Source organism: Ruminococcus sp. CAG:330 (assembly GCF_000437175.1).
Classification (GTDB): domain Bacteria; phylum Bacillota; class Clostridia; order Oscillospirales; family Ruminococcaceae; genus Ruminococcus_C.
In genome coordinates, this window is the sequence record NZ_FR898078.1 from 1 (window position 1) to 15,280 (window position 15,280).

General features: G+C 54.0%; 14 protein-coding genes. 13 read left to right on the forward strand and 1 reads right to left on the reverse strand.

The features are described 5' to 3' along the window. Positions 1-12 precede the first annotated feature (12 nt). The 13 genes from QZL66_RS08840 to atpC all read left to right on the forward strand — a co-directional run bounded on the left by QZL66_RS08840 (position 13) and on the right by atpC (position 14,690). Positions 13-1,005 carry a biotin--[acetyl-CoA-carboxylase] ligase gene (locus QZL66_RS08840; protein ID WP_022411355.1) on the forward strand — a complete coding sequence of 331 codons (993 nt, stop codon included), beginning with the start codon at positions 13-15 and terminating at the stop codon, positions 1,003-1,005. A 145-nt stretch (positions 1,006-1,150) separates the two neighbouring features. Continuing rightward, a complete protein-coding gene (locus QZL66_RS08845) occupies positions 1,151-2,167 on the forward strand; it encodes an aldose 1-epimerase (protein WP_022411356.1) in 1,017 nt (338 codons plus the stop codon). A gap of 151 nt (positions 2,168-2,318) precedes the next feature. Further along, positions 2,319-4,775 carry a GH36-type glycosyl hydrolase domain-containing protein gene (locus QZL66_RS08850; RefSeq protein WP_022411357.1) on the forward strand — a complete coding sequence of 819 codons (2,457 nt, stop codon included), beginning with the start codon at positions 2,319-2,321 and terminating at the stop codon, positions 4,773-4,775. Positions 4,776-5,084: 309 nt separating this feature from the next. After that, positions 5,085-7,676 (forward strand): cellulase family glycosylhydrolase, encoded by a 2,592-nt coding sequence (locus QZL66_RS08855; RefSeq protein ID WP_022411358.1) that lies wholly within the window; start codon positions 5,085-5,087, stop codon positions 7,674-7,676. A gap of 455 nt (positions 7,677-8,131) precedes the next feature. Further along, positions 8,132-8,866 (forward strand): F0F1 ATP synthase subunit A, encoded by a 735-nt coding sequence (locus QZL66_RS08860; protein ID WP_022411359.1) that lies wholly within the window; start codon positions 8,132-8,134, stop codon positions 8,864-8,866. Positions 8,867-8,906: 40 nt separating this feature from the next. Continuing rightward, positions 8,907-9,113, forward strand: coding sequence for an ATP synthase F0 subunit C (gene atpE, locus QZL66_RS08865; protein ID WP_022411360.1), 207 nt, complete (start codon positions 8,907-8,909; stop codon positions 9,111-9,113). A 29-nt stretch (positions 9,114-9,142) separates the two neighbouring features. Then, positions 9,143-9,349 carry an ATP synthase F0 subunit C gene (gene atpE / locus QZL66_RS08870; RefSeq protein WP_022411360.1) on the forward strand — a complete coding sequence of 69 codons (207 nt, stop codon included), beginning with the start codon at positions 9,143-9,145 and terminating at the stop codon, positions 9,347-9,349. Positions 9,350-9,403: 54 nt separating this feature from the next. Next, positions 9,404-9,898, forward strand: coding sequence for a F0F1 ATP synthase subunit B (gene atpF / locus QZL66_RS08875; protein WP_022411361.1), 495 nt, complete (start codon positions 9,404-9,406; stop codon positions 9,896-9,898). Then, positions 9,895-10,401, forward strand: coding sequence for an ATP synthase F1 subunit delta (gene atpH / locus QZL66_RS08880; RefSeq protein WP_022411362.1), 507 nt, complete (start codon positions 9,895-9,897; stop codon positions 10,399-10,401). Before atpF ends, atpH begins: the two co-directional genes overlap by 4 nt. Positions 10,402-10,410: 9 nt before the next feature. Next, on the forward strand, positions 10,411-11,919 hold the full coding sequence (gene atpA, locus QZL66_RS08885; RefSeq protein WP_022411363.1) for a F0F1 ATP synthase subunit alpha: 1,509 nt from the start codon (positions 10,411-10,413) through the stop codon (positions 11,917-11,919). A 1-nt stretch (position 11,920) separates the two neighbouring features. Continuing rightward, positions 11,921-12,817: an ATP synthase F1 subunit gamma gene (atpG, locus tag QZL66_RS08890; protein WP_022411364.1), complete on the forward strand. Its 897-nt coding sequence runs from the start codon at positions 11,921-11,923 to the stop codon at positions 12,815-12,817. Between the two features lie 54 nt (positions 12,818-12,871). Next, a complete protein-coding gene (gene atpD / locus QZL66_RS08895; RefSeq protein ID WP_022411365.1) occupies positions 12,872-14,263 on the forward strand; it encodes a F0F1 ATP synthase subunit beta in 1,392 nt (463 codons plus the stop codon). A gap of 10 nt (positions 14,264-14,273) precedes the next feature. Then, positions 14,274-14,690, forward strand: a complete 417-nt coding sequence (atpC, locus tag QZL66_RS08900) for an ATP synthase F1 subunit epsilon (protein ID WP_022411366.1) — start codon at positions 14,274-14,276, stop codon at positions 14,688-14,690. 59 nt (positions 14,691-14,749) lie between these two features. Here atpC and QZL66_RS08905 read toward each other — a convergent pair. Continuing rightward, the coding region (locus QZL66_RS08905) for a DUF2752 domain-containing protein (protein WP_293602112.1) at positions 14,750-15,280 on the reverse strand (531 nt) is incomplete at its 5' end.

Consider the following 15,280-nt stretch of genomic DNA (forward strand, 5'->3'; position numbering starts at 1 on the left):
AGGAGCAGAACCATGCGTGTAAAAGATGCGGCAGCGGAGTATTTGGCAAAGGCAGAGGGTCAGTTTTGTTCCGGCGAGGTGCTGGCAGCGCATCTGGGCGTGAGCCGCAACGCTGTGTGGAAAGCCGTGCGTGCATTGCAGGAGGAGGGCTATCCCATTGAGTCCCGAAAGCGCATCGGATACCGGCTGGTGACCGATGCCGACCTGCTGACAGAGGAGGCGGTGCGGGAGTATCTGCACACCCGCACACTGGGGCAGCAGCTGCTTGTGTTTCCGGAGCTGGACTCCACCAATGTCTACTGCCGGAAGCTTCTGCAAAAAGGCGGCAATTGCAGCGGCACGGTAGTGGCGGCGAACTGCCAGACTGCCGGACGCGGCAGACAGGGGCGGTCGTTCTGTTCGCCGGCGGGTTCCGGACTGTATTTCTCTCTGATCCTCCGTCCCCGCCTGCCCTTTCGGGATGCGCCTCTCCTGACGGCGTGCGCCGCCGTCGCTGTAGCACGTGCTATTGACAATCTGTACGGGACACAGGTGCGCATCAAGTGGGTGAACGACCTGTTCCTGAACGGCAGGAAGCTCTGCGGCATTCTGACCGAGGGCGGGGCAAGTCTGGAATCCGGTCTGCTGGAACAGGTGGTCATCGGCATCGGCATCAACATCCGCCACACCAAGACCGCTTTTCCGCCGGAGCTGTGCCGCCGTGTCACTTCCATCGAGGAGGCTGTGCCGGACTGTCACGTCAAGCGGGCGCAGCTGCTCAGCGCCGTGCTGTGCGAACTGGAACAGCTGCTGCCGGATCTCAGCCAGCGCCGTTTCCTGCGGGAATACCGCTCCCGCTCCTGCCTGACGGGGCGGACGGTGGAGATCGAGATGACCGACGGCAACACGAAGAAAGCGTCTGTTGTGGGAATCGCCGACGACTGCGGTCTGATTATCCGCAACCTCAACGGCGACGTGGAAACCCTCTACGCCGGCGATGTCCACATTCGGGAGATGCACGTATAGGCGTGCGATGCTTCCGGAAAAGTAAAAAATGTGTGTGATTTTTTCACAGCACTGGACAAAACAAACAAAATATGATATAATGGGAGCATTGCAATCTGTTGAAATTTCTGAAAATGGCAGAGCGAAGAGAAAGGATGTAACATTGATGAAGATGAAAAATAAGGCAGAAACGGTAAATTGGAAGGGCTTGGAATGCGTACAGCTCACCGCCGGCGGATATACCGCACTGATTGCGCCGGGCATCGGCTCCAACGTGCTGCGCCTGCACGACGATGTAAACGGCATTGAATTTTTCCGCTGGGATGAGGCGAATACCCCCGACGACATTCGGGCATCTGCGGAGGTCTGGGGTCTGCCGACGCTGTACCTGCCCAACCGGTTTGCCGACGGCATTCTGCGCACCTCGGATGCGGAGTATCACCTGCCGGTGAACGAGGCTGCACCGTTCCACAACCACATTCACGGCTTCCTGCACAAGCGTGTGCATACCGTCATTGCGCAGAGCGCCAACGAAGAGGGCGCATGGGTGCGCACCTGCTATGTATATAATGAGAACGACCCGTTCTTCCAGTACTTCCCGCTGCCGTTTACCGCAGAGTTCCTGTTCATGCTGAGCGAGACCGGTCTGGAGTACAAGTTCTCCATCAAGAACCAGTCCCAGCACAAGCTGCCGGTTTCTATCGCCACCCACACCACCATCTCCGCACCGTTTGTGGACGGCGCAAAGGAGGAGGACATTCAGATTCAGGTGCCGGTGGAGGAAAAGTGGATTCTGGATGACCGCTGTCTGCCCACCTGTGAGACCCGCTCGCTGGACGGCTACGACATGCAGTACAAGAACGGCACCACCTGTCCGGTAAAGCGTGTGGTGGACAACGACATGTACACCGGCGGAAAGCTGACGTTCCGTGGCAGACCGTTCCGTGGTGTGCTGATGACGGATTCCGCCAGCGGCAAGGGCATCGGCTATGAGGTCTCCGATGCATACCGTTTCTGGATTCTGTGGAACGACCGGGGCGAAAAGCACTATTTCTGTCCGGAGCCGATGACCGCCATGATCGATGCGCCCAACCTGAAGCTGCCGGCAGAAAAGACCGGCTACTGCGAGCTGGTGCCGGGTGAGAATTTCCATGTGGCACAGCATTTCTTCACCATCGTTTAAATGCCCGTAAAATCCGGAAATAATTTGAAAAAACACTTGTATTTCTGAATATATTGTGTTATAATGAAAGCACTGGCTGCCTGGGCGAGTCGGCTTCCGGTCGTTCCAGCAGCATGAAAATCTTGAAAATCTGAAAAAAGGAGTTCCCTCAATGAAATTTGGCTATTTTGACGACGCAAACAAAGAATACGTCATTCAGAATCCGAAAACCCCGTATCCGTGGATCAATTACCTCGGAACACAGGAGTTTTTCTCCCTGATCTCCAACACTGCCGGCGGCTATCACTTCTACAAGGATGCCCGTCTCCGCAGAATCACCCGTTACCGTTACAACAACGTACCGGTTGACATGGGCGGCCGTTACTTCTACATCAAGGACGGCGAGACCGTATGGTCTCCGGGCTGGTCTCCGGTCAAGACCGATCTGGACGCTTACACCTGCCGTCACGGCATGGGCTACACCGTCATCTCCGGCAAGAAGAATGGTATCTCCGCAGAGGTCACCTTCTTTGTGCCGCAGAACTATAACGGCGAGATCCAGAGTCTGGTTCTGAAGAACGAGGGCAGCGGGGCAAAGACGATCAAGCTGTTCTCCTTCATTGAGTGGTGTCTGTGGAACGCACAGGACGACTCCACCAACTTCCAGAGAAACTTCAACACCGGCGAAGTGGAGATCGAAGGCTCTACCATCTTCCACAAGACCGAATATAAAGAGCGCCGGAATCACTTTGCATTCTACACCGTAAACGATGCCATCGACGGCTACGACACCGACCGTGAGAGCTTCCTCGGTCTGTACAACGGCTTCGAGAATCCGCAGGTCGTTGCAGCCGGCAAGGCTTCCAACTCCGTGGCAGACGGCTGGTCGCCCATCGCCTCCCATTATAAGGAAATCACCCTGGCTCCGGGCGAGTCCAAGCAGCTGATCTTCATTCTGGGCTACGTAGAAAACCCGAAGGATCAGAAGTGGAACGCAGACGGCAGCATGAACAAGTCCCGTGCATACGAGATGATCGAACAGTACAACACACCGGAAAAGGTTGCTGCTGCACTGGCTGAACTGAAGGCAATGTGGGATGCGCTGCTGTCCAAGTACAGCGTCAAGACTCCGGATGACAAGATGAACCGTATGGTCAACATCTGGAACCAGTATCAGTGCATGGTTACCTTTAACATGTCCCGTTCCGCTTCTTACTTCGAGAGCGGTATCGGCCGTGGTATGGGCTTCCGTGACTCCAACCAGGACCTGCTGGGCTTCGTACACCAGATTCCGGACAGAGCAAGAGAGCGTCTGATCGATCTGGCTTCCACACAGCTGGAAGACGGCGGCTGCTATCACCAGTATCAGCCTCTGACGAAGAAGGGCAACAACGAGATCGGCGGCGACTTCTCTGACGACCCGCTGTGGATGATCCTGTCCGTAGCTGCATACATCAAGGAATCCGGTGACTACACCATTCTGGATGCTATGGTACCGTATGACAACGACGAGTCCAAGGCAAAGACCATGATGGATCACCTGGAGAAGAGCTTCTTCCATGTCGTAGAGAACGTTGGCCCTCACGGACTGCCGCTGGCAATGCGTGCAGACTGGAACGACTGCATCAACCTGTCCTGCTTCTCTGACGAGCCGGGCGAATCTTTCCAGACCTCCACTTCTCCGAAGTACGGCGAGGACAAGTATTCCAAGGTTGCAGAATCCATGATGGTTGCTGCACTGTTCACCTATGCAGGTCCGGAATACGTGGCAATGTGCAAGAAGAAGGGCGACGAAGCCGGCGCTGCCAAGGCACAGGCTGCCATCGACCAGATGAAGAAGAACATTATGGAATACGGCTGGGACGGCGAGTGGTTCCTCCGTGCGTATGATGACTTCGGCAAGAAGATGGGCTCTCACGAGTGCGAAGAGGGCAAGATCTTCATCGAGCCGCAGGGCTTTGCCGTTATGGGCGGCTGCGGTAAGGAGACCGGCGCTGACTTGAAGGCTCTGGAGAGCGTAGACAAGTGGCTGAACTCCGAGCACGGTCTGAGCCTGAACCAGCCGGCATTCACCAAGTACTACATCCAGTACGGTGAGATCTCCACCTATCCGGCAGGCTATAAGGAAAATGCCGGCATCTTCTGCCACAACAACGCATGGATCATCTGTGCAGAAGCATTCGTTGGCCACGGCGACAAGGCATTCGAATACTACAGCAAGATCGCTCCGGCATACCGGGAAGAGAAGTACTCCGACCTGCACCGCACCGAGCCGTATGTATACGCACAGATGATCGCAGGTAAGGACGCAAAGCGTCACGGCGAGGCAAAGAACAGCTGGCTGACCGGTACTGCTGCATGGAACTTCGTAGCAGTTTCCCAGTACATTCTGGGTGTCATTCCGGATTGGGACGGCCTGAAGATCGATCCGTCGATCCCCCACGAGTGGGATGGCTTCACCATTTCCAGACAGTTCCGCGGTGCAACCTACGATGTCACCGTCAAGAATCCGAACCACGTTTGCAAGGGTGTGGTATCTGTTACCGTTGACGGCAAGGCAATCGAGGGCAACGTGCTGCCGGTATTCGCCGATGGCAAGAACCACGCTGTTGAAGTGGTAATGGGCTAAATCACAGGAACAAAGAGCGGTGCGTCCGTAAGCTTGCTTGCGGCAGCGTAAACGCTTGTATCGGGAGCAGAGCATGGATTCGTCCGGCTCTGCTCTTTTGTTTTGGCGGTGCCGAAAAAAGTGCAGGTTTCGCCGCTGCTCCGAATATGTGAATTTCTGCATCTATATTGCACAAATCCAAAGAATCTGTTTTGTGCTTTTTGCTATTTTTTCCAAATTCCATGCGTGGAAAACGAGAAATTCTATTGACAGTGTGCAAGAAAAATGATACAATGAAACTACTAAAATAACATAAGGAGTTCGATACCCATGAAGTTTATGAAGAAACTGCTGAGTGCAGTGACCGCTGCGGCAATCGGTGCGACTATGACCACCGCTCTTTCCGCAGGCGTTTCCACTGCATCGGCGGCAAGCAAGACCGCTGTAGAACTGGTGGAGGATATGGGTCTGGGCTGGAACCTGGGCAATGCGCTGGATTGTACCAACACCTGGACAGATTCCCCCACACCGGAACAGATCGAAACCGCTTGGGGGAATATTTCCACCACCGAGAGCATGATCAAGGAAGTCAAGAAAGCGGGCTTCAACACCGTTCGTATTCCTGTCACCTGGTGGGATATGACCGGTAAGTCCGGCACAGCAAGCATGGATGCCTTTGACGGTACCGTTGGCGAGGCGTATCTGGCAAGAGTCAAGGAAGTCGTGGACTACTGCGTGAAGAATGACATGTATGCCATCATCAACACCCACCACGATGAGGAATGGGAAAAGGATACCTCCAAGATCGGCACGTTCGAAAAGCTTTGGAAGCAGATTGCAACCTATTTCAAGGACTATGATGAGCATCTGGTGTTCGAGGGTATGAACGAAGTCAGCTTCTCCACCAGCGATGCTATGACCTATAACCAGAAGTTTGTGGACACTGTTCGTGCAACCGGCGGCAACAATGCAGACCGTCTGCTGATCTGCACCGCAGACAGCAACAACACTGCAAAGGCTCTGTCCAGTCAGTTCTCTATGCCCACAGACAGTGCCAACATGCTGGCAGTTTCCGTGCACTACTATGAGCCGCCTACGTTCTGCGTTGCAGACACCACCTCTTCCTGGGGCCATCGGGAGACTTGGGGCACAGCTGCGGATTACAGCAAGCTGGAAAATGACTTCAGCGACCTGAAGTCCAAGTTTGTGGACAGCGGCGTCGGTGTTATCATCGGCGAGTACGGCGTTTGCAATGCCGACAAGTATGGCGTAAACACCACCCCGTATAACAAGGATCAGGAGTCTGTGGAGAAATTCCTCAAGGCTGTGGCATCCACCGCTTATGACATGACCGGCGTTTGCCCCGTCGTATGGGACGACTCCAACTCCGGTACTATCTGCCTGTTTAACCGTAAGACGCTGAGCTGGTTTGATGACAATGTAAAGCAGATCTATTCCGACATTGCAAACGGCGGTTCCACCAATCCAGACAAGAAAAAGACCGACCGTGTCACCATTCAGGGCAGCGATATCACCGAACTGGACGACAAGGGCAAGGAGTTCCTGAATGTAGACCTGAAGCCCTATAAGGACTTGGGCGTGAACCTGATCTCCGTTGTCGTAGACTATAAGATGACTTCCGCAAAGAAGTCCTCCCAGTGCAGCGGCAACATCAACATGAGCTTCAATGTCAGCGATGCGGACGGTAAGATCCACTGGGTTTCCTTCGACAACACCATCGGCCCGAACGACACCATCTCTACTTTTGAGTTCCCGGTAGGCACCGGAGATTATCCGACCGCAAGAGATGATGCCGGCAACATCACAGAAACCGTTTCTGCAACACTGGATATGGATTACCTGAAGATTCAGAACTGGTGGACTTGGTCTGCTGCAACTGGCGATACTGTGACTGTAGACCTGAACGCTGTTACCCTGATCTTCGACAAGGAATTCTATGTCGACGACAATCCGGACACGACCACAACCACAACCACCACTTCTCAGACCACCACCACAACGACCTCCGCTACCACGACTACCACCAGCGCTACGGTTACAGAGCCGGCTGGCAAAGTATATGGTCAGGTATATCTGGCAGGTCAGGGCGGCACATACCAGTTCTGGAATGTGGACAGCGACGGCGTGGTTCCGGTAAACATCACCGGCAACGGCACCTATACCGCAGAGTATGACATTATGGAGGGCGACGGCACCGGTTCTCTGGAGTGCCTGATTCTGGACTCCAACATCAACCTCTATCAGTTCCTGCCAGAGAGCTACAAGACTGTTGACAGCGCAACAGCGGTTAAGGACTGCGGCGTTACCTTCAACGTTCAGAAGATCACACTGGATGGCGTGGATCTGGCATACACCGGTCCGACCGATGGCTCTATGTGCGTAGCCAACGACAGCACTTCGCTCCGCCGGAACATCCTGAACACTTGGACACAGCCCAGCATCGAGGACATCAACGGCAAGGATCTCTCTCTGACCAGCTGCCTGAAGGTGACCTTTACTGTTGCCGGTCTGCCGGGCGGTGAAGAAGTTACCACTGAGCCGACTGCCACAACGACCAAGGCAACCACAACTACCACAACAACACAGGCAACCACCACTACTACAACAACACAGGCAACTACCACTACCACAACAGCTGCGACTACCACAACCTCTTCCGCACCGACCACAACCGTCAGCTTTGATTCCTCCGCTTTCTACGGCGATGTGAATCTGGATGGCAATGTGGATCTGGCAGATGCCGTTCTGCTGAACAAGGCAGTTGCCGGTACCGTTGTTCTGAACGAACAGGCTGCCAAGAATGCAGACTGCAACAGCGATGGCGTGCGGGATGCAAACGACAGCATGGTTCTGCTGATGTTCCTCGTACATCTGGTGAACGACCTGCCGCACGTGGGCTAATCCCCAGAAAATTTGCAGCAATTCCATGTAAAACCGTGAAAAAAGTACTGAATCCGTCTGAGACGGGTTCAGTACTTTTGCTTTGTTTAGAAATAAACAGATTTGTGGAAAACCTTTGTAAGAAATGACAAACGCAAGAAAAGCGCTTGTTTTTTCCGCTTTTTGGGAGGTTTTGATTTTGATCTTTCATTAAAACTGATGAATACTTATCATTTTTTCACGCAATGTTGGTTTCTTGTGAAAAACGCAAAAAAACATGCAACATTCAGAAACAGAAATCGTCTGGAAAAATAATTGACTTTTTGAAATGACTGAATTATAATAAGTGGTAGAGCGAGTGTACTGCTGTACAGGGCGAACGACTTCTCAGGAAGGACGATTTTTCTCGAAATGGCGGTGACGCTGCTTTGATTTTGTAGCGCATGGATGCACTACAGGAAAAGGTGGTGGATGCAATGGGTGAAGAACTACAGGAACAGCTGCAAAACAAGATCCTCTGGGAGAGCCCTTTTGATGTGCCGTTGCTCGGGCCGATTCACATTAGTGAATCCGTGGCCATGACCTGGTTTATTATGGCGATCATCATGGTGCTGGTGCTGGTGCTGACCCGGAATCTGAAACTGATTCCGGGAAAGCGGCAGGCGTTTGTGGAGGCTGCCGTCACATGGATGACGAACTTTTTTGTCGGCAACATGGGCAAGGCCGGAAAACGCTATGTGCCATATCTGAGCACCGTTTTGATCTATCTGGGCGTGGCAAATATGATCGGTATGTTTGGCTTCGGCATGAAGCCGCCGACCAAGGACATCAATGTTACCGTGGCACTCGCAGTTATGAGTATTATCTTGATTGAAGCATCTACGTTCCGGGCGCAGGGCGGTTTGAAGGGCTTTTTGAAGTCCTTCACCAAGCCGATGGCACTGCTGGCACCGCTGAATGTGATGGAAATCGCAATTCGGCCGCTGTCGCTGTGTATGCGACTTTTTGGTAACGTTCTGGGCGCATTCGTTGTCATGCAGCTGATCGAACATGTCTGCGCAGTCATTGTGCCGATGGTGTTCAGCATGTACTTTGATGTCTTTGACGGTCTGATTCAGGCATACGTTTTCGTGTTCCTGACATCACTGTTCATGGCAGAGGGCATGGAAGTCGAGGAAGAGGAAAAGGTGCCGAAACTCCAGCGGGCATAGCCCCATGGTTTCGGCGGCAAGGAGAAAGGAGGATTCCGCTATGATAGGAGCAGGAATCGCAGTATTGACCGGTATCGGCGCAGGCTTTGGTATCGGTATCGCAACATCCAAGGCAGCAGAGGCCATCGCAAGACAGCCGGAAGCTGCCGGTGCAATCAACAAGGCACTGCTGCTGGGCTGTGCGCTGGCAGAGGCAACCGCTATTTACGGCTTCGTTGTTGCCCTGCTGATGGTTATCATGAAGTAAGGCTTTGATACAAAGAGGAGGAACGAAAAATGATTGGAGCAGGTATTGCAGTTTTGACCGGTATTGGTGCCGGCTTTGGTATTGGTATCGCAACTTCGAAGGCAGCAGAAGCCATCGCAAGACAGCCGGAGGCTGCCGGTGCGATCAATAAGGCATTGCTGCTGGGCTGTGCGCTGGCAGAGGCAACCGCTATTTACGGCTTCGTCGTTGCTCTGCTGATGGTTATCATGAAGTAAAGCACACAAACCAAATCTGAGAGAAAGGAGCACGGCTTCGGAGAAGCTGTGAGAATGGATATGTTAGATTTTGATGTTTGGACGATCGTGTTTTCTGTCATCAATATCCTCGTGCTGTTTTTCTTTCTGAAAAAATTTCTCTTCGGAAGAGTCAATGCCATGCTGGAGAAGCGGGCACAGATGGTGCAGGCAGATCTGGATCAGGCAAAGCAGAGCACACAGGAGGCAGAGCAGCTCAAGAGCGAGTATGAGGCAACGCTTCAGGGTGCCAGGGATGAGGCAAAGAAGCTGATTGCAACGGCACAGCAGACGGCTCGTGCACAGGGCGACCAGATCACGGCGCAGGCACAGCAGCAGGCGGATTCCATGATGGCAGAGGCACAGAAGGAGATCGAAAGAGAGCGGAAGCGTTCTCTGGAAGGCGCACAGAACGAGATCGCCGCACTGGCACTGGCAGCAGCAAGCAAGGTTGTTGGCAGCACCGTGGACAGCGACACCAACCGGGAAATGGTTGACGCATTTCTGGCAGAGGAAGGGGCAGCAGAATGACAAACGCCGCAGCAGTATCGTATGCCGCAGTGTTGTTGGACCTCGACGTTGCACCGGAAATGGTGGCAGAAGCGGAACAGACGTTCCGCACGTATCCGCAGCTGACCGATGTGCTGAGCAACCCAACGATCTCTGAGGCGGAAAAATTTGCTGTCATCGATCGTTTGTTTCCCCAGCCGCTGCAGCGCTATCTGCATGTGGTCTGCCGAAATGAGCGGATGGACAGCATTCTGGAAATTTTTTCGGAATATCACAGCATGGAGCGGCAGCGCAGACATTGCGCCCACGCCGTTCTGGAATATGTGACACCCCTGACAGATGCGCAGCTGTCAGCGATGAAAAAAATGGTCTGCGCAAAAACCGGCAATCCGGAGGTGCAGCTGGAGCTGCGCCGGAATCCGGCATTGCTGGGCGGCTTTCTCCTGCAGATCGGCGACGACACCTACGACAGAAGCGTGCGCCGTACCATTCGGGATTTGCAGAAGAGCCTGATACGGAGGTGAGGGTAAGACATGAGTACCATGAATGCAAGTGAGATTATATCCGTTTTAAAAAGCGAGATTGCGGATTTTGACCGCAAAACAGGCGTTCAGGAAACCGGTACAGTTGTACGTGTCGGTGACGGAATCGCCACGGTATTCGGAATGCAGCGTGCGATGTACGGCGAACTGGTGGAATTTGAAACCGGTGTGCGCGGCATCGTGCAGAATCTCGAAACCAAAACAATCGGCGTTGTTTTACTCGGCAGTGACTATGGCATTACTGAGGGCACGTCAGTGGTACGTACCGGAAAGCGTGCCGGTATTGGTGTGAGCCCTGCGCTCATCGGCAGAGTGGTCGATGCGCTGGGAAGCCCCATTGACGGCGGCGAACCCATTGCGGCAGAGGACTATTTCCCGGTAGAGCGGGAGGCAGCCGGTGTGGCAGAGCGTAAGAGCGTTACCGTTCCGCTTCAGACCGGTATCCTTTCCATCGATGCCATGTTCCCCATCGGTCGTGGTCAGCGTGAATTGATCATCGGCGACCGCCAGACCGGTAAGACATCCATTGCCGTGGATACGATTATTAACCAGAAGGGACAGGATGTCATTTGCATTTATGTGGCAATCGGACAGAAGTCCTCGACTGTCGCAAAGATTGTTTCGACCCTGAAGAAAAACGGCGCAATGGATTACAGCATTGTCGTATCGGCATCTGCCAGTGAACCGGCTCCGGTTCAGTATCTGGCACCGTATTCCGGCACGGCAATCGCAGAGTACTTTATGAGTCAGGGCAAGGACGTGCTCATCGTATATGATGATCTGTCCAAGCATGCGGTGGCTTACCGTGCAATGTCCCTGTTGCTCCACCGTCCGCCCGGGCGTGAAGCTTACCCCGGCGACGTTTTCTATCTGCACTCCCGTCTGCTGGAGCGTTCCTGCCGTCTGGACGATGCGCACGGCGGCGGTTCGATCACCGCACTGCCCATCATCGAAACACAGGCAGGCGACATCTCCGCATACATTCCGACCAACGTCATCTCCATCACAGACGGTCAGATCTTCCTGGAATCTGAGCTGTTCAATTCTGGCATGCGTCCGGCAGTCAATGTCGGTCTGTCGGTATCCCGTGTGGGCGGCGCCGCACAGACCAAGGCAATGAAAAAGGTTGCCGGTCAGATGCGTGTGGATCTGGCACAGTTCCGTGAAATGGAGGTCTTCACGCAGTTCAGCTCCGATCTGGACCCTGCAACGCAGGCAATGCTGGATCATGGCCACGTGCTGATGGAACTGCTGAAGCAGCCGCTGTATCATCCGCTCTCTACCTGGAAGGAAGTCATCATTCTGGCGGCTGCCTCCAACCAGCTGCTGGATGACATCGCCGTGAGTGAACTGCGGGAATTCCGTGAGGGACTGACCAACTATGTGCAGTCCAACGGTGCGGCTATCGTTCAGGAAATTCAGGAAAAGGGCACGCTGTCGCCGGAGAATCTGGAACAGCTGCTGACATTGGTACGTGATTACAAAAAGCAGGTGAACTAATATGGCGAATATGCATGAAATTCGGGATCGGATTAAGAGCATTAACGATATTATGAAGATCACCAACGCCATGTATCTGATCTCCTCCTCCAAGCTGAAGAAGGCGAAGAAGGATCTGGCGGCAACCGAACCATATTTCGACAAACTGGTATATGCAATGCGCAGTATCCTTTCCCGTGCGCCGGAGGACATCGACATGCACTACTTCGACCGCCGGGAGCACATCCCCGAAAAGGAACGCAAGGTGGGCTATCTGGTCATCACGGCGGACAAGGGCATGTGCGGTTCCTATAACCACAATATCATCAAGCTGACAGAGCAGAAGATCGGCACAGGTCAGCACAACAGTCTGTACGTGATGGGGCAGATCGGACGCATGTACTTCCAGCGCAAGGCACGTGCCGGCGAGCTGGATGTCGATCCGGAGTTCATGTATACCCCGCAGAATCCCACCATGTACCGTGCACGGCACATCGCCGAGCAGATTCTGAAGGAATTTGACGACGGAAAGCTGGATGATGTGTACATCATTTACACCAAGATGGTGACTTCGATCACCTTTGAACCGAAGATCCTGCAGCTGCTGCCGCTGGATGCGGCGCACTTTGTGACGCAGGAGGATGAGATCACACGACATCATGAGGCGTCGTTCCTGCCGAGTCCACGGGTGGTAATGGAACATCTGACCCCGAACTTCATGAAGGGTCTGATCTACGGCGCAATGGTAGAATCTTTCTGTAGTGAACAGCAGGCGAGAATGTCTGCCATGGATTCTGCAACCACCAGTGCAAAGGATATGCTGCAAACGCTTTCGCTGCAATACAACCGTGCACGGCAGGCTGCGATCACACAGGAAATTACCGAGGTCGTCAGCGGCTCCAATGCAGCAGGGCTCTAAACGAGTCAAGATTAGCGGGCACCGCTGACAGTGCCACGAGAAAGGAACGATTGTATGGAAAAAGGAAAGATCGTACAGGTTTTAGGACCGGTTATCGATGTGGAATTTTCGGGAAAGCTGCCGATGATCAAGGATGCACTGACGGTGGACAACCACGGCAAGGAGTGTGTCATGGAAGTGGCACAGCATATGGGCAACGGCGTCGTTCGCTGCATCAGTCTGTCCTCCACAGAGGGCTTTTCCAAGGATATGGAAGTAACCGCAACCGGCTCCTGCATCAAGGTGCCGGTGGGTACCGCAACGCTGGGCAGAATGTTCAACGTGCTGGGCAAGCCCATTGACGAGGCCGGCCCTGTGGAAACCAAGGACTACTGGGCAATCCACCGTGCAGCCCCCTCCTTCCGGGATCAGAGCCCGGTCGTTGAGATTCTGGAAACCGGTATCAAGGTCATCGACCTGCTTGCCCCCTATGCCAAGGGCGGTAAGATCGGTTTGTTCGGCGGCGCCGGCGTTGGTAAAACGGTTCTGATTCAGGAGCTGATCCGCAACGTTGCCACAGAGCACGGCGGCTACTCCATCTTTACCGGTGTCGGAGAGCGTTCCCGTGAGGGTAACGACCTCTGGAATGAAATGAAGGAATCCGGCGTTATCGAAAAGACGGCGCTGGTGTTCGGTCAGATGAACGAGCCCCCCGGGTCACGTATGCGTGTGGCACAGACCGGTCTGACCATGGCAGAATACTTCCGTGATGAGAAGCATCAGGACGTGCTGCTGTTTATCGACAACATCTTCCGTTATGTACAGGCAGGTTCGGAGGTATCCGCACTGCTGGGACGTATGCCTTCCGCCGTTGGTTACCAGCCGACGCTGGCAAACGAGATGGGTGAACTGCAGGAGCGTATCACTTCCACCAAGAACGGTTCTATCACCTCGGTACAGGCAGTTTACGTGCCGGCGGACGACCTGACCGACCCGGCACCGGCTACCACATTCGCACACTTGGATGCGACCACCGTACTGTCCCGTAAGATCGTGGAACAGGGTATCTATCCGGCAGTGGATCCGCTGGAGTCCACCTCCCGGATTCTGGAGCCGGATGTGGTCGGCGAAGAGCACTATCGGGTTGCCAGAAAGGTGCAGGAGCTGCTGCAGCGGTATAAGGAATTGCAGGATATCATCGCAATTCTGGGTATGGAGGAACTGGACGAGGACGACAAGCTCGCTGTATTCCGTGCCCGTAAGCTTCAGAAGTTCCTGTCCCAGCCGTTCCATGTGGCTGAGGTATTCACCGGTCTGCCGGGTAAGTTTGTACCGCTGAAGGAAACCATCCGTGGCTTTAAGATGATCGTCGATGGCGAGATGGATGATTATCCGGAGAATGCCTTCTTTAACGTGGGCACCATTGACGAGGTTGTCGAAAAGGCAAAGACCATGAAGGAAGCGTGAGGGTTCGTCTATGGGAAAGACATTTCAGCTGGAAATTCTGGCATCGGACCGCCCGTTCTATGTGGGAAAAGCAGAGCATCTGGTATTCCCTACGGTGGACGGACTGGTGGGAATCCTGCCGGATCACGAGTCCATGGTTACCATCGTGGAGCCGGGCGAACTGAAATACCTGGTGGATGGCGAGTGGCACTATGCGGCAATCAGCGAGGGCTTTGCCGAGGTGCGGAAGGACTATGTGCTGATTCTGGGCGATGCCATTGAGCTGCCGGAAGAGATCGATGCCAAGCGTGCCGCAGAGGCTGCGGAACGTGCCAAGGAGCGTCTGCTGCATAAGCAGAGCATCATGCAGTACTACCACAGTCAGGCGGCACTGAACCGTGCCATGAACCGACTGAAGATCTCCAAGCGGCATAGCCACGAAATATAAGCCGGCAGTTTGCCGGAACAGAAAAGTACCGTTTTCCGAGGATGGAAAACGGTACTTTTTTAGTTGCATAAAGTGAGCGCCGGAAAGAAGTTCCGGAGAATGTCGAAGAGCAGCACGGCACAGACTACCGTTACCAGCGGCGCTGCCCGTTTGGGCAGAAGCTGGCGGGGCTTCCCCAACGCCAGACAGACTGCCTCGCCATAAAGACAGAGCAGTACCAGTCCGAATACAACGATCATGGGGTTGTACCCCAGCGAACGCAGCAGATGACCATGGAGCAGTTCCAGCACAGCACGGGTATTGCCGCACGCCGGACAGAGGAAGCCGGTGAGCTGGAAAAAGCGGCAGCTTGGGAAACGGTCTGACGCTGCAAAATCGGCGATGGCATCCCGAAATAAGAGTGCGCATAGTGCGAGAAGCGGCACGCCTATGGAAATGCCGGCTGCCCGGCGGCGGGAATGGGAACGCATGACGTCAGCTCCTTTGGGGAAAACAAAGCTGCCATACCGCAACGGCACAGCAGCTTCATGTCTGTTTTCGATGTTGAAACGCTTAGAACCCGTCTTCACAAGCGTATACAAGTGTCTTTT

What these genes read in the sequence shown, in the direction of transcription:
- QZL66_RS08840 (WP_022411355.1), top strand. Translation starts at nt 13, where the DNA reads ATGCGTGTAAAAGATGCGGCAGCGGAGTATTTGGCAAAGGCAGAGGGT.
- QZL66_RS08845 (WP_022411356.1), top strand. Translation starts at nt 1,151, where the DNA reads ATGAAGATGAAAAATAAGGCAGAAACGGTAAATTGGAAGGGCTTGGAA.
- QZL66_RS08850 (WP_022411357.1), top strand. Translation starts at nt 2,319, where the DNA reads ATGAAATTTGGCTATTTTGACGACGCAAACAAAGAATACGTCATTCAG.
- QZL66_RS08855 (WP_022411358.1), top strand. Translation starts at nt 5,085, where the DNA reads ATGAAGTTTATGAAGAAACTGCTGAGTGCAGTGACCGCTGCGGCAATC.
- QZL66_RS08860 (WP_022411359.1), top strand. Translation starts at nt 8,132, where the DNA reads ATGGGTGAAGAACTACAGGAACAGCTGCAAAACAAGATCCTCTGGGAG.
- atpE (WP_022411360.1), top strand. Translation starts at nt 8,907, where the DNA reads ATGATAGGAGCAGGAATCGCAGTATTGACCGGTATCGGCGCAGGCTTT.
- atpE (WP_022411360.1), top strand. Translation starts at nt 9,143, where the DNA reads ATGATTGGAGCAGGTATTGCAGTTTTGACCGGTATTGGTGCCGGCTTT.
- atpF (WP_022411361.1), top strand. Translation starts at nt 9,404, where the DNA reads ATGGATATGTTAGATTTTGATGTTTGGACGATCGTGTTTTCTGTCATC.
- atpH (WP_022411362.1), top strand. Translation starts at nt 9,895, where the DNA reads ATGACAAACGCCGCAGCAGTATCGTATGCCGCAGTGTTGTTGGACCTC.
- atpA (WP_022411363.1), top strand. Translation starts at nt 10,411, where the DNA reads ATGAGTACCATGAATGCAAGTGAGATTATATCCGTTTTAAAAAGCGAG.
- atpG (WP_022411364.1), top strand. Translation starts at nt 11,921, where the DNA reads ATGGCGAATATGCATGAAATTCGGGATCGGATTAAGAGCATTAACGAT.
- atpD (WP_022411365.1), top strand. Translation starts at nt 12,872, where the DNA reads ATGGAAAAAGGAAAGATCGTACAGGTTTTAGGACCGGTTATCGATGTG.
- atpC (WP_022411366.1), top strand. Translation starts at nt 14,274, where the DNA reads ATGGGAAAGACATTTCAGCTGGAAATTCTGGCATCGGACCGCCCGTTC.